The following is a 17,650-nucleotide window of genomic DNA, read 5'->3' on the forward strand; positions in this document are numbered from 1 at the left end:
CCGCCTCTGGATCGATGGCTGATAGCTGAACGAACTTACTGGTCAATTTCATATTTGGCTCTCGCGTGTCTCATTACGGGCTCTACAGAGTGAAATGCCAAGACGTAGAACAACTTCCGATACATTATCCATCTCCAGAAGCTCGTTAGCAAGCGAAAAACTCGCCAAATCCTCATAGTCAGACGGCGGCGACTGCCCAACAATTCCAGTCGACTTTGTCTCAACTCCACCAGATTCATCGCTGTGCGCTACGACATTTTCTAAGACTGATGGCTCCATATTCTCGGGTTGAGCACCTGGAGCCTCTTTCTCAACCTTCTTCTCAGTTGTCGACTCCACGACAGGGGGCGCATTAGCGACTTGCGGAATATTAATAAGAGCGTCAACAACCAATACGCCTATTGCACGACTGACATCCTTACCATATGGGAGAGGCACAGAGATCGACCACGCAACATTGCGATTGAACGGAGACCCGCTTCCTAAACTGTCGCCGAGCTCAATAAGATCTTGTCGATTCTGCCGCACCTCGCGCATTTGCTTAAATGCAATCGTTGGCGCTGCCTCAATGCCGATCGCGTCCATAGAGATGGCCATTCGGGTTTCGGCCTCATTAATCTCACCAACCTGCAACCCCGGCAAAACTTTCAAACATTCGGTGTCCGGATCTTCGGCAAAAACAAAACAGCGCAATTGCTCCCGATCAACACCCAAGTCTTTCGATAACATCCCAATCAGGCCATGCAAATCGTCAACGATTTTCCTCTTGTGAAGCAAAAGTGTAGGAATCCAGTTATATCGAAAGTTTCCTAGCGAAAAATAGTCTGAATGACCATGATGCGGATGCTCTACCTGCCGGAGCGCACGATGCTTACTTGTGAATCCCACTGATCCGGAGCTACCAGCATTGGGAACTGCCCAACCCGCAAACCTTGGCCATATATCTTTCCCACCATAGTCATTCACCACCCATTTCGCGCGAGATTCAGATAACATCTGGGGCCATGGAAAATCACATGGCACGATGCTGGCAGCAAAAATAATCTTGTCAAAGACAACGTGGCGATGCTTTTGCAACATTCTGGCCACTTGTAAAGTACCAAAGCTATGTGCAATCACGCTAGGGCGCTTGCATCCCGTTTCAGCACGTATCCGATCATACTGGCTGGTCAGCCAATTGACTTGTTTATCTAAACTTGACGGCCACATCAGTTTGAGAAAATTGAAATAGCCGTAGTCCAGAACATAAGGAATAAATCCACCTTTCGCCAATTCTGGAACCAAATCTTTTTGCCAGACGCCACGAGTTCGTATGCCGTGCAAGCTAATTACAACGCGATTCTGGCTCATTGGATTCCTCGATTGCACACGTGACCTGACTAAAATAGCGCAGGGAATTTATGGTCGCCTACCAAGGCTCATAATATTTAAATATAATCGCTCGCGAGATTCCATCTGCACTGGGCGGCCAGGGGACTGTAGAGTAAGTATCTCAAATATGTTTAGCTAGAAACTCACCAATTATCACATTGTTTAATATTTATTTTTGGACGGGGGTTTTAGCACGGGAACACAATGAACAAAGCCCGCCGAGGCGGGCCTTCGCTCACGGGCTGCCGACTAAACAACCTCTGCAAGACTTGATAACGCATGGAAGAGGGACTTACCGGCACCAGAACGTATCGCACTAACGCAGTTCATCCTCAAAGTAGTACATATAAATATCTGTCGAACAACGCCGATCACTTCGGTGACACAATATTACTTATGTACATATTCTTGCTTTATGACACTTCATGTAACGAGTATGCCTCCGAAGGAAATCAAACGAACTGGCTGAAATCCGGCTTGCGCTTCTGGAAGAATGCGGTGAACGCCTCCTTGGCCTCCGGCGCCGTCAGCATCGCGCTGAACAGCTTGTTCTCGGCGGTGATGGTTTCGCTGACCAGCGCGTTGCGGCTGGCTTTCATCAGCTGCTTGGTGGCGCGGATCGAGCTGGCCGGCAAAGCCACCAGCTTGGCAGCCTGCCCTTGCGCGAACGCCAGCAGTTCGGCGGCCGGCAGCACGCGCGAGACCAGGCCCATTTCCAGCGCTTCCTGCGCGAGGAACGCTTCGCCCAGCATCAACTTTTCGGCGGCGCGCGGGTAGCCGGCGATTTGCGTCAGCAACACGCTGGAGGCAAACTCCGGGCACAGCCCCAGCTGCGAGAACGGCATCGAGAACTTGGCGCTGTCTGCGGCGTAGACCAGGTCGCAGTGCATCAGCAATGTGGTGCCGATGCCGACGGCGGCGCCGGCCACGGCGGCGACCACCGGCTTGGTCGTGCCGGTCAAGGCCATCATGAACTTGTATACCGAACGGTCTTCGAGGGAGCCGGTCGACGGCGACGTCTTCATGAAGTCTTCCAGATCGTTGCCGGCGGTGAAGATCTCCGATTTGCCGACGATCAAGATGGCGCGCACGGCGGTGTCCTGCTCCGCTGCGTTGATGGCGTCGGCCATGGTCTGATACATCGCGGCGGTGATCGCGTTCTTGCGTTCCGGGCGGTTGAATTCCAGGGTCAGGACGCCGTTTTCCTTGCTGCTCAAAATATCCATGCTATCTCCATATGACAAGGGCGCCGTGGTTGCCCGACAGCGCCCTCTTTTTAATTACCCGGTCAGATTTATACGCGTTCGATGATACCGGCCGCGCCCATGCCGGCGCCGACGCACATCGTCACCATGCCGTACTTCAGGTTGTTACGGCGCAGCGCGTGCACCACGGTCGCGGCGCGGATGGCGCCGGTCGCGCCCAGCGGGTGGCCCAGGGCGATCGCGCCGCCCATCGGGTTCACTTTCGCCGGATCGAGGCCCAGGTCGCCGATGACGGCCAGCGCCTGTGCGGCGAACGCTTCGTTCAGCTCGATCCAGTCCAGCTGGTCCTGGGTGATGCCGGCGGCCTTGCAGGCGTCCGGAATCGCGAACTTCGGACCGATGCCCATGATTTCCGGCGGCACGCCCTTGACGGCGAACGACGAGAACTTGGCCAGCGGCGTCAGGTTGTGCTCGCGCAGGAATTTCTCCGACACGACCAGCAACGCGCCGGCGCCGTCGGACATCTGCGAGCTGTTGGCGGCCGTGACCGAACCCTTGGCGGCAAACACGGGCTTCAGCTTGGCCAGCGATTCCATCGTCGAGTCGGCGCGCGCGCCTTCGTCGGTGTCGACGGTGCGGGTCTTGACCTTGATCTCGCCGGTGCTCAGGTCCGGCGTACGGGTGATGATTTCGACCGGCGTGGTCTCGTCCTTGAAGAAACCGGCCTGCTGCGCGGCGATGGCGCGGCGGTGCGATTCGACGGCGAACGCGTCCTGCGCTTCGCGCGACACTTTCCACTGCGTCGCCACTTTCTCGGCGGTCAGCCCCATGCCGTAAGCCATGCCGACGTTTTCGTCGGTGAACATGTTCAGGTTCATCGATGGGTGGTGACCCATCATCGGCACCATCGACATAGATTCGACGCCGCCGGCGATCATGGCATCGGCTTCACCGACGCGGATGCGGTCGGCGGCCATGGCCAGCGCCGTGATGCCCGAGGCGCAATAACGGTTGATGGTGACGCCGCCGACGGTCTTCGGCAGGCCGGCTAGCAACACGGCTTGGCGGGCGATGTTGAAGCCCTGCTCCGCTTCCGGGAACGAGCAGCCGATGATGGCGTCGGTGATCAGCGCCGGGTCCAGGCCGGGCGCCTGCGCCAGCGCCGACTGCAGCACGCGCACCAGCAGGTCGTCCGGGCGGGTCTTGTTGAACATGCCGCGCGGCGCCTTGCCGATCGGGGTGCGGGTGGCGGAGACGATGTATGCGTCTTGAATTTGTTTGCTCATTATGTTCTTCCTGTTCAGTATCGGTCGGCGGCTTAGTTGCGGACCGGCTTACCGGTTTGCATCATGCCCATGATCCGCTCTTGCGTCTTCGGATGGTTCAGCAGTTCCAGGAAGGCTTTCCGCTCCATGTCCAGGATCCACTGCTCGCTGACAAACGAACCCTGGTCGATGTCGCCGCCCGAGACGATCTCGGCGATCATGTCGCCCAGCTTGAAGTCGTGCGCGGAGATGAAGCCGCCATCGCGCATATTGACCAGTTGCGCCTTGATGGTGCCCCAGCCGTAACGGCCGGTGACCTGGATCTGCGTCTTCAGCGGCGGACGATAACCCTTGTCGAACATGGCGCGCGCTTCAACCTTGGCCACGTGCAGCAGCTCGTACGGGTTGAAGACGATGACGTCGTCTTCCTTCAGGTAGCCCATCGCCTGCGCTTCGAGCGCCGACTTCGACACGTTGGCCGTGGCCGCGTTGGTGAAGCCGGTTTTCAGGAATTGCAGGATGTCGTTGCCCTTGGCTTCCTTGAAGGCGCGCAATGCCGCTTCCTTCAGGCCGCCGCCGGCCGGGATCAGGCCGACGCCCACTTCGACCAGGCCGATGTACGACTCGATCGAGGCCACGCGCTTGGACGCGTGCAGCGCCATTTCGCAACCGCCGCCCAGCGCCAGCCCGGCCACAGCGGCCACCACCGGCACGTTCGAGTATTTCATCGCCATGAAGGTGTTTTGCAGTTCGCTGATGATCGGGTCGACCGCCTTGGCGCCGCCCTGCATGAATGCAGGCAGTGCGGATTGCAGGTCGGCCCCGGCCGAGAAGGCGCCGCCTTCGGCCGCGTCCGAATTCCAGATGACCAGGCCCTTGAAGTTCTTCTCCGCTTCGGCCAACGCCTTGCGATAGCCGGCGATGACGCCAGGGCTGATCACGTGCATCTTGGTCTTGAGCGAGATGATCAGTACGTCGTCGCCGGTGTGCCACAGGCGCACGTCGTCGTCTTCATGCACGGTAGTGCCGGCTTTCTTGCCGTCAATCTCGCCGCTGCCGAACACCGGCGCGCGGAACACCTGGCGGTCGTAGACCGACAAAGTCGAGCGCGGCACGAACGATTTCGACACGGCCGAGTACGAACCTTCCGGCGTATGCACGCCGCCTTTTTCAGCGACCGGGCCTTCGAACACCCAAGCCGGCAGCGGTGCGTTGCACAGCGCGTTGCCGGCGTCGATGTCTTCCTTGACCCACTGGGCGACTTGCGTCCAGCCTGCCGCCTGCCACGTCTCGAACGGACCGGTGGTCCAGCCGAAGCCCCAGCGCATGGCGAAGTCGATGTCGCGCGCGTTGTCGGCGACGGTGTCGAGGTGCACGGCGATGTAGTGGAAGGCGTCGCGGAAGATCGCCCACAGGAACTGGCCCTGTGGGTTGGTCGATTCGCGCAGCGCTTTCATTTTCTTGACCGGATCTTTTTCCTTCAGGATGCGGACGATGATGTCGGCGGCCTTGCCGCCGCCGGCGACGTATTCACCAGTTGCGAAGTCGAGGCGCTGGATATCCTTGCCGACCTTTTTATAGAAACCGGCGCCGGACTTCTGGCCCAGCGCCCCCTTCTCGACCAGCTTGGCCAGCACTTCCGGCGTCTTGTAGACGGCGGCGAACGGGTCGTTCGGCAGGTTGTCCTGCATGGTTTTGATCACATGGCCCATCGTGTCCAGACCGACGACGTCGGCGGTGCGGAAGGTGCCCGACTTGGCGCGGCCCAGCTTGGCGCCGGTCAGGTCGTCGACCACGTCCACGGACAGGCCGAACTTCTCGGCTTCGTGCACGATCGCCAGGATGCCGAACACGCCAACGCGGTTGGCGATGAAGTTAGGCGAGTCTTTCGCGCGCACAACACCCTTGCCCAGCGTGGTGGTCAGGAAGCCTTCGAGCTGGTCGGCGATTTCCGGCTTGGTCGCTGCGGTCGGGATGATCTCGACCAGATGCATGTAGCGCGGCGGGTTGAAGAAGTGCACGCCGCAATAGCGCGATTTCAGATCGGCGTCGAAGCCTTCGGACAACTTGGTGATCGACAGGCCCGAGGTGTTCGAGGCGAAAATGGCATTGGCGCCGATATGCGGCGCGACCTTCTTGTACAGGTCGTGCTTCCAGTCCATGCGCTCGGCGATGGCTTCGATGATCAGGTCGCACTCGGCCAGCTTGGCCAGGTCGTCCTCGTAGTTGGCCACTTCGATCAGCGCGGCGTGGTCCTTGTTGCCCAGCGGCGCAGGCGACAGTTTCTTCAGGTTCTCGATGGCTTTCAGAACGATGCCGTTCTTCGGGCCTTCCTTGGCCGGCAGGTCGAACAGGACGACGGGTACTTTGGCGTTGACGCAGTGGGCGGCGATTTGCGCGCCCATCACGCCGGCGCCCAGCACGGCTACTTTTTTAACGATGAAATTGGTCATGTCGTTTCCTCTAGTCTCTTAGAACAGGTCGGCGTCGAGTGCCATCAGGTTGGCGGAACCCGAACGTGCCTGGCGGATCAAGGTTGCGGTTTCAGGCTGCAGGCGGGCGAAGTAGAAGCGCGCGGTCGCCAGCTTGGCTTTGTAGAAATTGTCGCCGCTGTCCTCTTTGGCCAGCGCGATCTTCGCCATCTGAGCGAAGAAATAGCTGTATACCATATGGCCGACAACGCGCAGGTACGGTACGCAGGCGGCGCCGACTTCGTCCGGATTCTGGAAGGCTTTCATGCCGATTTCCATGGTCAGCTTGGTGACTTTGTCGCCCAGGTCGCCCAGCGGGGTGATGAATTCGCTCATCGCCTCGTCGGTGCCGTTGTCTTCGACAAACGCCTTGATCTTCTCGCCGAACTTGCGCAGCTTGGCGCCGTTGTCGCCCAGAATCTTACGACCCAGCAGGTCGAGCGACTGGATGGTGTTGGTGCCTTCGTAGATCAGGTTGATGCGGGCGTCGCGCACGTACTGCTCCATGCCCCATTCGGCGATGTAGCCGTGGCCGCCGAACACTTGCATCGCTTCCGAGGTGGCGATCCAGGCGTTGTCGGTGATGAAAGCCTTGACGATCGGCGTCAGCAGCGCGACTTCGTCGGCCGCTTCCTTGCGCACGTCTTCGTCCGGGTGGTGCAGTTCGCGGTCGATCTGCAGCGCAACGTAGGAGGTGAAGGCGCGCGCGCCCTCGGCGTAGGCCTTGCCGGTCAGCAGCATGCGGCGCACGTCCGGGTGCACGATGATGCGGTCGGCCGGCAGTTCCGGATTCTTCACGCCCGACAGCGAGCGCATTTGCGTGCGGTCCTTGGCGTAGATCAGCGCGTTCTGGTAAGCCACTTCGGTCAGGCCCAACGACTGCATGCCGACGCCCAGGCGGGCCGCGTTCATGAACACGAACATGGCGTTGAGGCCCTTGTTCGGCTGGCCGATGATCCAGCCCTTGGCGCCGTCCAGGTTCATCTGGCAGGTCGAGTTGCCGTGGATGCCCATTTTTTCTTCGATGGCGCCGCAGGTGATCGGGTTGCGTTCGCCAACCGAGCCGTCTTCCTTTGGCAGGAACTTCGGCACCAGGAACAGCGAGATGCCTTTCGAGCCTTCCGGCGCGTCCGGCACGCGGGCCAGCACCAGGTGCAGGATGTTTTCAGCCATGTCGTGCTCGCCGGCCGAGATGAAGATCTTGTTGCCGGTGATGGTCCAGGAACCGTCGGCCTGCGGCAGCGCCTTCGAGCGCAGCAGACCCAGGTCGGTGCCGCAGTGCGGCTCGGTCAGGCACATGGTGCCGGTCCACTCGCCCGACACCAGCTTCGGCAGGTAGGTTTTCTTTTGGTCGTCGGTGCCGTGTTCCTTCAGGCACTCGTAGGCGCCGTGCGACAGGCCCGGGTACATGGTCCAGGCCTGGTTGGCCGAGTTCAGCATTTCGTAGAACGAGTTGTTCAGCAGCACCGGCAGGCCCTGGCCGCCGTATTCAGGATCGCACGCCAGCGCGGCCCAGCCGCCGTCGACGTATTGCTTGTACGCTTCCTTGAAGCCTTTCGGCGTCGTCACGGAGTGGGTCGCGGCGTCGTGCTTGCAGCCTTCGCGGTCGCCCGAATGGTTCAGCGGGAACAGCACTTCCGACGTGAACTTGCCACCTTCTTCCAGCACCTGGTTGATGATGTCGGCATCGATTTCGGCGTAGTCCGGCAGTGCCTTCAGTTCTTCTTGCACATTGAGCAGCTCGTGCAGCACGAATTGCATATCCCGGATTGGCGCGACGTATTGACCCATGTTTATTCTCCTGATGACTACTAAAATTAGTTTAAATGCGTTGTTTGTTATTGAGGAACTGCCTGGGGGACCTCTGCATTATGGTAGGAAACGATCAAGCGTTCGAAGCCGACGCCGGCGCGCTCCAGGCTGCCCGGAATGCGCAGGAAACGCGCATCGTGGTGCAGGGCCAGGATCAGGCCGTACATCTCGTAGACCAGTTGCTGCGGATCGGTGTCCGCTTGCAGGTCGCCGCACTCGATGGCTTGCTTCACGCAGCGCAGCAACGCGCCCTGCCAGGCGCCGACCATCGCCATCAACTCCTCGCGAATCGGACCCGGACGGTCGTCGTACTCGACCGCGCCGCTGATGTAAATGCAGCCCGATGCCACTTCCACACTGACACGTTTGACCCAGCGCGCGAACATCGAGCGGAGACGCTGCAAACCGCGCGGCTCCTTCACGCTGGGGAAAAACACTTCCTGCTCAAAACGGTGGTGATACAGCTTCAGCACTTCCAACTGCAAATCTTCACGCGATCCGAAGTGCGCAAACACGCCGGATTTGCTCATGTTCATCTTATCCGCGAGCAATCCAATGGTGAGGCCTTCGAGGCCGTCCCGGCTGGCCAGGTCCAGCGCCACATCCAGGATCGCCGCGCGAGTCAGCTCGCCCTTGCGCATAAATTTAGTTGAGGTATTAATAACTTGCATCCCAAGGTGTAGTTACATGGAGAAAAGAACATTTTGCTCCACTTCGTTTACTCCGTGTGAAAAAATTGCGAACGCTCGTACTATTATCCACTCGTGGGTAAAAGTCAAACAGTTCATTTAGAGGTGGGGGTCTATTGCTGCGACGCAGCAATAGAGGATGCGGGAACGAACTGCAGGAAGCCGCTCACAGGCGGCTGACGCCTGTTATGAAAGCTTGCCCATTTGACGGCGGTCGCGCTTGGTTGGACGGCCTTTGAAATCGGCGGTTGGCTCGCGGAACATCTTGCGGTTCTCGGCCACGTTGGCGCGCCGCTCGACGCTCTCGTCGGTTTCTTCGTACAAATTGCGGGCGATCGGCGCTGCCTGCCGCACGTCGGACAGGTTCATCACGTCGATCTCCCAACGGTCCGAGCCGTTGTCAATGTCCAGCTTGTCGCCGATGCGCACGGTACGCGCCGGCTTGACCTTGTCGCCGTTGACCTTGACCTTGCCCGCGTCCACCGCGTCCGTGGCCAGCGAGCGCGTCTTGAAAAAGCGCGCCGCCCACAGCCATTTATCCAGTCTGACACTATCGCTCAAGCGTATTTCCCCACGGAGAACAACCGCATCACGGTCCGGTAAAACACGAACGCGATTTCGTAACCGATGCGGCGGAAGCGCCCGACGTGCTCGAAGTCGGCATAGCTGATGACCACGCCGTCGGCGACGGCCGCCTCGATGTGCTGGCGCAGGTTTTGCGCGAAGGCCGCATCCTTGATGATCACGTTCGCTTCCTGATTCAAAAACAGGCTCAAGCCGTCGACATTGCTCGAACCCACGGTCGCCCAGTCGTCGTCGATGACGGCCACCTTGGCGTGCAACTGGGTTTTGTGATATTCCACCACTTTGACGCCGGCCGCAAGCAGCTTCGGGTAGAACGAGTGCGCCACCGCGTCCTGCAGCCAGATCTCGCCCACGCCGATCAGCAACACCACCTCGACCCCGCGCTCGGCGGCGGCGGCCAGCGCGTGGCGGAATTTACGGCCCGGCGCGAAATACGGGTTGGCCAGCATCACGCTTTTGCGCGCGCGGCCCAGCGCCTGCAGATAGGCGCGCTGTATCGTCCGGCGGTTGCGCAGGTTGTCGCGCACCACGAAGCCGGCGTGCACCATGTTGGCGGCGGCAATCTTGTTGACCTTGCGGGCGTCGCGGTACAGGCTGATGCGCTTCATCAAGCCCATCTTGCCCAGGCGTTGCCACTGCGTCTGCGCCTCCAGATGGATCGACGCCACCAGCGGGCCGCGCACCTGCACCGCGAAGTCCCAGCGCGGCGCCGACAGGCTGATCGCGTGGTTGTAGTCGCAGAACATGTCGTCGTTGATGTTGATGCCGCCGACCAGCGCGATCTCGCGGTCGACCACGCAGATCTTGCGGTGCGTGCGCGTGATGCCGCGCGTAAACCACGGATTGAAGATGCGGTGGTGCACGCCGGCGGCCTCGAGCTTCTCGTGCATGCAGTTGATTTTGCGGCGTCCGGTGCCCCACCAGTCGGTGATCATGCGTACGTCGACACCGCGCCGGGCGGCGGCGGACAACGCGGCCAGGACTTTTTGGCCGGTCTCGTCGTCGGCGAAGATGTAGGTCTCGAAATAGACTTCGTACTGGGCCGCGTCGATCGCGCCGATCAGCGCCGGGAAAAACTCGGTGCCGGTGTACAGCAGCGTGACTTCGTTATCGGCAAGCAGTTTGACGGAGCCCATGGCGTGCCCTACCCCAGCGACAATGACGCCACGATGGGCGCGTGGTCGGACAGCTTGGCCCACAGGCTGCCATGCATGACCTCGGCTGACTCCACCTTGAAGCCGCGCACGTAAATGCGGTCGAGCCGGAAGAATGGCAGCGCCGACGGGAAGGTGCGCGCCGGGTTGATGGTGGCCTTCAGGCTGGCCTTGCGGCGCAAGGTGCGCAGGATGCCGTCGACCTGCGCGTTCGTGCCCAGCTCGTCAAAGGCCTCGACCACGCCCAGCGCGTTGCGCAGCTCGCCGCTGAGGGTATTGCGCCAGTCGTTGAAATCACCTGCGATAATGACCGGCTCGCCGTCCGGCGCCGACTCGCGCACGGCCGAAATCAGCGCCTGCGTCTGCCGGCGGCGGCCCGCCTCGAACAGGCCCAGGTGCACCACGTAGCAATGCACCAGCCCGTGCTCGGTGTTGAGCACGCAATGCAGGATGCCGCGCTGTTCGTAGGCGTGGTCGGAGACGTCGTGGTTGGCCATGTTGGCGATGGGGAAGGCGCTCAGCAGCGCGTTGCCGTGGTGGCCGTGGTCGTAGACCGCGTTCATGCCGTACGCGGCGTGCAAATGGCGCGACTCGCCCGCAAAATATTCATGCTGCGCCGCAGCGGGCCAATGCTTCTGGCCCAGTTGTTCGGCGCCGTACTTGGCGGCCTTGAGGTCATGCTTGCCTTGTACCTCTTGCAAAAAAACCACATCGGCATTGAACAGGCCAATCGCCTGTTTTAGCGCCAACACACGCGGCTCGGCGCGGATGGAGGACACTCCCTTGTGAATATTGTAGGTGGCAACTCGGATTTTCATACGGAACATTCTAACCCCGAGTGCGCCTGCGCGTGTGTTCGCCTACGCACACAGCGATTGGGGTTCGCTCCGCCACGAGAGGCGGTCAACCAAACTTGGTATTGGATGTGGGGCGGCTAATTGTGGTGTCGCCGTACCCCCTCAACAAATGTTCAACGTTGATATCTTCGTCGAGTGCTTCCCAGTGCAACCCTTGGCCACCGCCGCTCAACTCATAATCTTCGCGTTGTACCGGACTGGCTTGAGAGAGCCGCGGGAAAAAGTTGAGCGGGATGCCCAACGTACGGCCGTCGATAAGGTGCACCCACATATTCTCCTGATCAAAAGACAGTTTTTTTGCACGCGCTTCAATCATCAAAATACTCCTTCCAGATATCGATGAAATAATCTCGATGTTCAGCCACGAAACGCACGAGCTCACGCAAGGTCTTGGCGGGAAAAGAAAAAGAAGAACTTATAGCCTTTGTAGCGCAAGATGGCGGGCATGGCAAGCGGCAGGTGAACAGCGGTCCATGATGCTAGAACGGGATCGCCGACCTGCACTTGAGCCGACACAAAACCTCAATAGGTATCCGCTTCTGGAGATGGCGGAGCTGCTGAGGAGAAGCCACGCAACATTGCGCTGACGCTGAGATCTTCATCGAACTGCGCCCAGTGCAGCGCGTCGCCGGCGCCGACGATTTCCCATTCGCCCAACTGCTCGGAGGTGGCGCCCGCCAAACGTGGATACCATGCCAACGGCGTGCTGATGCGGCGCCCGTCCATCAGGCCCACCACCAGCGACTGTTCCTCGAACACCACGGTTTTGATACGCTCGTCAGGCGTAGTAGTCATTCCAGATCCTCAGAAAATCCAGCCGGTACTCGACGATGATGCGGGTGATCTCGCGCACTTCAAGCGGGCTGAAGCCCACGTTGCGCACCACCGTCGTGCTCTCGATCCAGAACTTGGCGGACTTGCGGTCCTTGTCCACATGCAGGTGCGGCGGTTCGCCCGTGACCTGGCTGTGAAAATAGAAACGGTAACCTCTGAGCCGCAACAGCGTCGCCACAACATCCCCCGGAAGGTGCTCCGAATTCCAAAGTATGCGCGGCACAGCCCGCCGCTATTTGATGCGGCACAATCCCGCGAAGCGCCTTCAGCGCCGCGCGCGGGCGGCGTCAGGCGAAGGCCAGGTCGTGGCTGTAGCTGTCCACGCCGACCAGCACCACCGCCGGCGCGCCGGCGTTCGCGCCGTTGGCCAGCATGTCGGTGGTGTTGAGCACCGTGCTCTGGTAGGCGATCACGCTGGTGTTTTGGTCCACGCCGTCGAGCATCGCGCGCGCCATGGCCGCGGCGGCGGCACCGGCATAGCCGGCCACCTCGCGCGGCTGGTCGAGGCTGGCGGTGAAGTTGGCGGCGACGGTGACGCGGTTGGCGATCAGCGCGGCGTCGATCAGTCCTTGGACGCTGGTGTTGGCTTCGGCGCCGGCCATGATATTGAGCGCGGCCAGCCCGCGCGCCAAGCCGTTGGGCGCATCCAGCGCGGCCGTCCAAAACTGCAGGCCGCCAGGGTCGGGCGCGCGGCCAAACAGGTGGGCGTAGATCGCCGTGACGAAATCGGCGGTGCTGCCGTGGTACAGCGCGAGCGACTCGGCGCTGTTGCCGAAACTGTCGACCAGCGCCTTGACGGTGGTGTTGGTCCGGTACGCATCGACGAACTGGGCGCTCGTGGTCGGCACGTTGGCGGCGCCGAACTGCCCCACCATGCCGGCCAGGCCGCCAGCGTCGGCCGGACGGCCAAAGTAGGCCACATAGAATTTTTGCGCCATGGCGACATAGCGGGCTTGCAGCGCATCGTCGGCCAGGTTGGCGATGCCCAGCGAAATGGTGCCGTCGGCCAGCGCCAGCCGTTCGATGCCGGTGAGCGTGTCGCTCTGGCCTGGATTGGCGCGCGACGTCACCGTGTAAGAGCCGTTGCCGCTGGCGGCGATGCTGTAGGCGCTGAAGTTGCCGCCATAGACGGCCGTGTCGATACCGGCGCCGCCATCGATGATGTTGCTGCCGCCATTGCCCTGCAGCCGGTTGGCGGCGCTGTTGCCGATCAACGTATCGTCGCCGCTGCCGCCGATGGCGTTCTCGATCACCGCGCCGAAGGCGATCGCCAGGTTGTCCGTGCCGTCGTAGGTGGCCGCCGGCGGCGGGCGCGTCCAGTTGATGCCGGCGCCGCTGTCGGACGGGATGTGGATCGACGAATAATGCCCCTGCTGCAAGTCGATCACGCTGCCGGCGCTGAAGTTGGCGATGGAAATGGTGTCGTTGCCGCCGGCGTCCCAGATCGTCCGCAGAAACGGTGTCGCGGTATCGAAGGTATAGGTGTCGTTGCCGGTCCGGTAGGTCGTGTTGGCACCGTATAGATATTGCATCGCGGCGATGTCATACAGCATAGGCGTATCGGGCACGACATTGTAGGCTTGCCACGACCAGGTCGTCGGCGTTTCGGTGACATCGACGAACAAGCCGTTGGCCGCGCCGGCATATGCCATGACCGAATACTGCTGGGTGGCGTGGGCGGCGTCGAGCACCTTGTCATCCTCGAACGGATGCTTGAGGCCCAGCGCGTGACCGAGCTCGTGAATCAACGACATGTAGTTGTAGCTGCCCACCGACCAGTCGGCGTCGGTGGCGCCGCTTGATCCGGTGTTGAGCCAGATGTCGCCGCCGCTCGGGTTGAGCACATCGGGATAGTACGCCCAGCCCCAGGCGGTCGTGCCGTCGCTGGCCGGCTCCGCCGCCGAGGTCCAGGCGAAACGGATGTCGCCGACGGAGGTGCTGCTTTCGGCAAGGGGGGTGGCGGTGATGTTGGCCACGCTGGTCCAGGCGCCGAAAGCTGCCCGCGCAGCGGCTTGCTCTATCGCATCCAGGCCGGAATGCTGGGCGCCGGCAGGCTCGTTCTGCTGGGAATAGGCGCCACCGGCGAAACCGCTAAAAGTGGCGTTGGTCGCGGTGGTCCATGGAAAGCTGTAGCTGACGGTGGCGGCGGTGCCCGCCATGCCGCCCCATTTAACGCCGGCCAGCAAGGCGTCGACGGTGAGAACGCCGGTGTCGACGACGAAACTGACGCGGCTGGATGTGGTTGGCGTGCTCATGAATGACTCCGGTGTGACGGGCCATCGCCCTGTCCCCAGAGTGTAGTGAATATATTGCTCAATGGCAATCTTAAGGCACGATATTCACCTCATCCCGCAACAACTTGTTGCGGCAATTGCAAGATCGCCTCGGCGTTGGAGAAAGAAAAACATTTATCGGCCGCTTCCAGGTGCGGCATCCACGCGTGATGGAGATGCTCTCGCGGACTGAGCGTGATGGCGATATCGCGCGGCACTTCCACGCTGAACACATGCTCGGTGTTTTCCGTCACTCCCGGCGCGTAGCGATGGCGCCAGACCGGGTAGATGGTGTAGATGTTGGACAAGTGCCAGTCGCGCAGCACGATGCGCTCGCCGTCGGCGACGATGCCGGTTTCCTCGAACAATTCGCGCGCGGCCGTCTCCAGCAGCGGCTCGTCGACGGCGTCGAGCGAACCGGTCACCGATTGCCAGTAACCTGGCTTGTCGGCGCGTTCGATCAGCAGCACTTGCAGGTCGGCGGTGTGGATCACCACCAGCACGGATTCGGGTATCTTGTATGGCATAAGCTTCAGGCAAAAGAAAAGGCGCCACGTGCGAACGTTGGCGCCTTTTCATTATGCCAGACTAATTAACTGGCGACTTTCGGCTCGACGGCACGCAAACGGATGTGCAGTTCCTTCAACTGCTTCTCGTCCACTTCCGACGGCGCCTGGGTCAGCAGATCCTGCGCGCGCTGGGTTTTCGGGAAGGCGATCACGTCGCGGATCGAATCGGACTTGGTCATCAGGGTCACAATACGGTCCAGGCCGAAGGCCAGGCCACCATGCGGCGGCGCGCCGTATTGCAGCGCGTCGAGCAGGAAGCCGAACTTCAGGCGCGCTTCGTCGGCGTCGATCTTCAACGCGCGGAACACTTTCGACTGCACTTCCTCGCGGTGGATACGGATCGAACCGCCACCCAGTTCCCAGCCGTTCAAGACCATGTCGTAGGCCTTGGCGATGCAGGCGCCCGGATTGGTTTCCAGCATGTCCTCGTGGCCGTCCTTCGGCGCGGTGAACGGATGGTGGGTCGCGGTCCAGCGGTCGTTCTCTTCGTCGTGTTCGAACATCGGGAAGTCGACCACCCACAGCGGCGACCAGACGTCGTCGAACAGGCCGGCGTTCTTGCCGAACTCGCTGTGGCCGATCTTCACGCGCAGCGCGCCGATGGCGTCGTTGACGACCTTGGCCTTGTCGGCGCCGAAGAAGATCAGGTCGCCGTCTTCGGCGCCGGTCATTTCGATCACTTGGGCCAGGGCTGCGTCGTGCAGGTTCTTGACGATCGGCGATTGCAGGCCGTCGCGGCCCTTGGCCTTTTCGTTGACCTTGATGTACGCCAGGCCGCGCGCGCCGTAGATGGCCACGAACTGCGTGTAGGCATCGATTTCCGAACGCGGCATGTCGGCGCCCTTCGGCACGCGCAGGCCGACCACACGGCCGTTGGGCATGTTGGCGGCGCCCGAGAAGACCTTGAAGTCGACGTCCTTCATCACGTCGGTCAGGTCGGTGAACGACAGCTTGACGCGCATGTCCGGCTTGTCCGAACCGTATTTGCCCATGGCCTCGGAGAAGTCCATCACCGGGAACGGGTTCGGCAGGTCGACGTCCATCGTATTCTTGAAGACGATGCGGATCATTTCCTCGAACAGGTCGCGGATTTCCTGTTCGGTCAGGAACGAGGTTTCGCAGTCGATCTGGGTGAATTCAGGCTGGCGGTCGGCGCGCAAGTCTTCATCGCGGAAGCACTTGGTGATCTGGTAGTAACGGTCGAAGTTGGCGACCATCAGCAACTGCTTGAACAGCTGCGGCGACTGCGGCAGCGCGAAGAAGCTGCCGGCGTTCACACGCGACGGCACCAGGTAGTCGCGCGCGCCTTCCGGGGTCGACTTGGTCAGCATCGGCGTTTCGATATCGATGAAGCCCAGGTTATCCAGATACTTGCGCACTTCCATCGTCACCTTGTAGCGCAGGCGCAGGTTGTTTTGCATCTGCGGACGGCGCAGGTCCAGCACGCGGTGGGTCAGGCGGGTGGTTTCGGACAGGTTGTCGTCGTCCAGCTGGAACGGCACGGCAACGGAAGGGTTCAGCACTTCCAGCTGCGAGCAGACGACTTCGATCTTGCCCGACTTCAGGTTGGCGTTGACGGTGCCGGCCAGGCGGTCCTTGACCACGCCGGTCACGCGCAGGCAGAACTCGTTGCGGACGTGTTCGGCGGCCTTGAAGACTTCGGCCTGTTCCGGATTGCAAACGATCTGCACCAGGCCTTCGCGGTCGCGCAGGTCGATGAAGATCACGCCGCCGTGGTCGCGGCGACGATGTACCCAGCCGCACAGGCTGACGGTTTGGCCAAGCAGCGCTTCAGTGGTGAGGCCGCAGTAGTGAGTACGCATTGAGGACATGTTATTTCTCGGTTCAGGTTAGATTGCTCGTGAATTCGGTGTGTTGCTGATGCTGCGTTATTTGCTGACGACTTGGATGGCTTGGGGCACGCTTTCCGGCGCCACCACACCCATCGAGACGATGTACTTCAGGGCGGCGTCGACCGACATGTCGAGTTCGACCACATCCTTGCGCGCCAGCATCAGGAAAAAGCCCGACGTCGGATTCGGCGTGGTCGGCACGTAGACGCTGACATAGTCGCCCACCAGATGGTTCTTGACGTCGCCGCCGGGCGTACCGGTGAGGAAGGCGATGGTGTACGAGTTCTGGTGCGGATACGGGATCAGCACCGCCTTGCGGAAGGCGTTGCCCGACGACGAGAACAAGGTGTCCGACACTTGCTTGACGCTCGAATAGAGCGAGTTCACCAGCGGAATGCGCTTGAGCAGCTTTTCCCACATGCGCACCACGTAGTTGCCGACCAGGTTGTTGGTCAGCAGGCCGGTCAGGAACACGATCACGATCGTCAGCAGCGTGCCCAGGCCGGGGATGTCGAAGCCGATCAGCGTATGCGGCTGCCAGCGCTCCGGCACGAACAGCAGCGACTGGTCCATCGTGTTGATGACCAGGCTCAGCACCCAGGCGGTAATCGCCAGCGGCACCAGGATCAGCAGGCCGGTAATGAAATATTTACGCATCGAAGACTCTTATATGGGTGCTCATGTGGGTGGAATGACGGGCGGCAGCGGCCGG

Annotated in this window: 16 protein-coding genes; all 16 read right to left on the reverse strand. The window is 60.9% G+C overall.

Annotated elements, in window-relative coordinates; translation table 11 throughout:
• Positions 1-48: 48 nt before the first annotated feature.
• Positions 49-1,350: a lipase family alpha/beta hydrolase gene (locus tag AC0IYS_RS28300; RefSeq protein WP_471708315.1), complete on the reverse strand. Its 1,302-nt coding sequence runs from the start codon at positions 1,348-1,350 to the stop codon at positions 49-51.
• A 473-nt stretch (positions 1,351-1,823) separates the two neighbouring features.
• On the reverse strand, positions 1,824-2,597 hold the full coding sequence (locus tag AC0IYS_RS28305) for an enoyl-CoA hydratase (RefSeq protein WP_471708316.1): 774 nt from the start codon (positions 2,595-2,597) through the stop codon (positions 1,824-1,826).
• Between the two features lie 68 nt (positions 2,598-2,665).
• Positions 2,666-3,862, reverse strand: coding sequence for an acetyl-CoA C-acyltransferase (locus AC0IYS_RS28310; RefSeq protein ID WP_315397862.1), 1,197 nt, complete (start codon positions 3,860-3,862; stop codon positions 2,666-2,668).
• 32 nt (positions 3,863-3,894) lie between these two features.
• Positions 3,895-6,294, reverse strand: coding sequence for a 3-hydroxyacyl-CoA dehydrogenase/enoyl-CoA hydratase family protein (locus tag AC0IYS_RS28315; protein ID WP_471708317.1), 2,400 nt, complete (start codon positions 6,292-6,294; stop codon positions 3,895-3,897).
• Between the two features lie 18 nt (positions 6,295-6,312).
• Complete coding sequence (locus AC0IYS_RS28320; RefSeq protein WP_471708319.1) at positions 6,313-8,103, reverse strand: acyl-CoA dehydrogenase C-terminal domain-containing protein; 1,791 nt, start codon at positions 8,101-8,103, stop codon at positions 6,313-6,315.
• A 47-nt stretch (positions 8,104-8,150) separates the two neighbouring features.
• Entirely contained in the window at positions 8,151-8,765 is a 615-nt protein-coding gene (locus AC0IYS_RS28325) for a TetR/AcrR family transcriptional regulator (protein WP_471708320.1), read from the reverse strand.
• A 234-nt stretch (positions 8,766-8,999) separates the two neighbouring features.
• On the reverse strand, positions 9,000-9,374 hold the full coding sequence (locus tag AC0IYS_RS28330; RefSeq protein WP_090326349.1) for an RNA-binding S4 domain-containing protein: 375 nt from the start codon (positions 9,372-9,374) through the stop codon (positions 9,000-9,002).
• Positions 9,371-10,534: a cardiolipin synthase ClsB gene (gene clsB / locus AC0IYS_RS28335; protein WP_471708321.1), complete on the reverse strand. Its 1,164-nt coding sequence runs from the start codon at positions 10,532-10,534 to the stop codon at positions 9,371-9,373. The genes AC0IYS_RS28330 and clsB overlap by 4 nt, the downstream gene beginning before the upstream one ends.
• An 8-nt stretch (positions 10,535-10,542) precedes the next feature.
• A complete protein-coding gene (locus tag AC0IYS_RS28340; RefSeq protein ID WP_471708322.1) occupies positions 10,543-11,370 on the reverse strand; it encodes an endonuclease/exonuclease/phosphatase family protein in 828 nt (275 codons plus the stop codon).
• 85 nt (positions 11,371-11,455) lie between these two features.
• The gene (locus tag AC0IYS_RS28345; RefSeq protein ID WP_471708323.1) at positions 11,456-11,725 is read right to left on the reverse strand and encodes a DUF2442 domain-containing protein; all 270 of its coding nucleotides are present in this window, start codon (positions 11,723-11,725) and stop codon (positions 11,456-11,458) included.
• A 206-nt stretch (positions 11,726-11,931) separates the two neighbouring features.
• On the reverse strand, positions 11,932-12,204 hold the full coding sequence (locus AC0IYS_RS28350; RefSeq protein WP_471708324.1) for a DUF2442 domain-containing protein: 273 nt from the start codon (positions 12,202-12,204) through the stop codon (positions 11,932-11,934).
• Complete coding sequence (locus AC0IYS_RS28355; protein ID WP_471708325.1) at positions 12,188-12,409, reverse strand: DUF4160 domain-containing protein; 222 nt, start codon at positions 12,407-12,409, stop codon at positions 12,188-12,190. Before AC0IYS_RS28355 ends, AC0IYS_RS28350 begins: the two co-directional genes overlap by 17 nt.
• 121 nt (positions 12,410-12,530) lie before the next feature.
• The gene (locus AC0IYS_RS28360; protein ID WP_471708326.1) at positions 12,531-14,498 is read right to left on the reverse strand and encodes a M10 family metallopeptidase C-terminal domain-containing protein; all 1,968 of its coding nucleotides are present in this window, start codon (positions 14,496-14,498) and stop codon (positions 12,531-12,533) included.
• Between the two features lie 89 nt (positions 14,499-14,587).
• A complete protein-coding gene (gene nudB, locus AC0IYS_RS28365; protein WP_471708327.1) occupies positions 14,588-15,043 on the reverse strand; it encodes a dihydroneopterin triphosphate diphosphatase in 456 nt (151 codons plus the stop codon).
• Between the two features lie 65 nt (positions 15,044-15,108).
• Positions 15,109-16,908, reverse strand: a complete 1,800-nt coding sequence (aspS, locus tag AC0IYS_RS28370) for an aspartate--tRNA ligase (RefSeq protein ID WP_471708950.1) — start codon at positions 16,906-16,908, stop codon at positions 15,109-15,111.
• Positions 16,909-16,974: 66 nt separating this feature from the next.
• Positions 16,975-17,595 (reverse strand): DUF502 domain-containing protein, encoded by a 621-nt coding sequence (locus tag AC0IYS_RS28375; protein ID WP_471708328.1) that lies wholly within the window; start codon positions 17,593-17,595, stop codon positions 16,975-16,977.
• Positions 17,596-17,650 lie beyond the last annotated feature (55 nt).

It is taken from the genome of Duganella sp. AC237 (assembly GCF_979254035.1).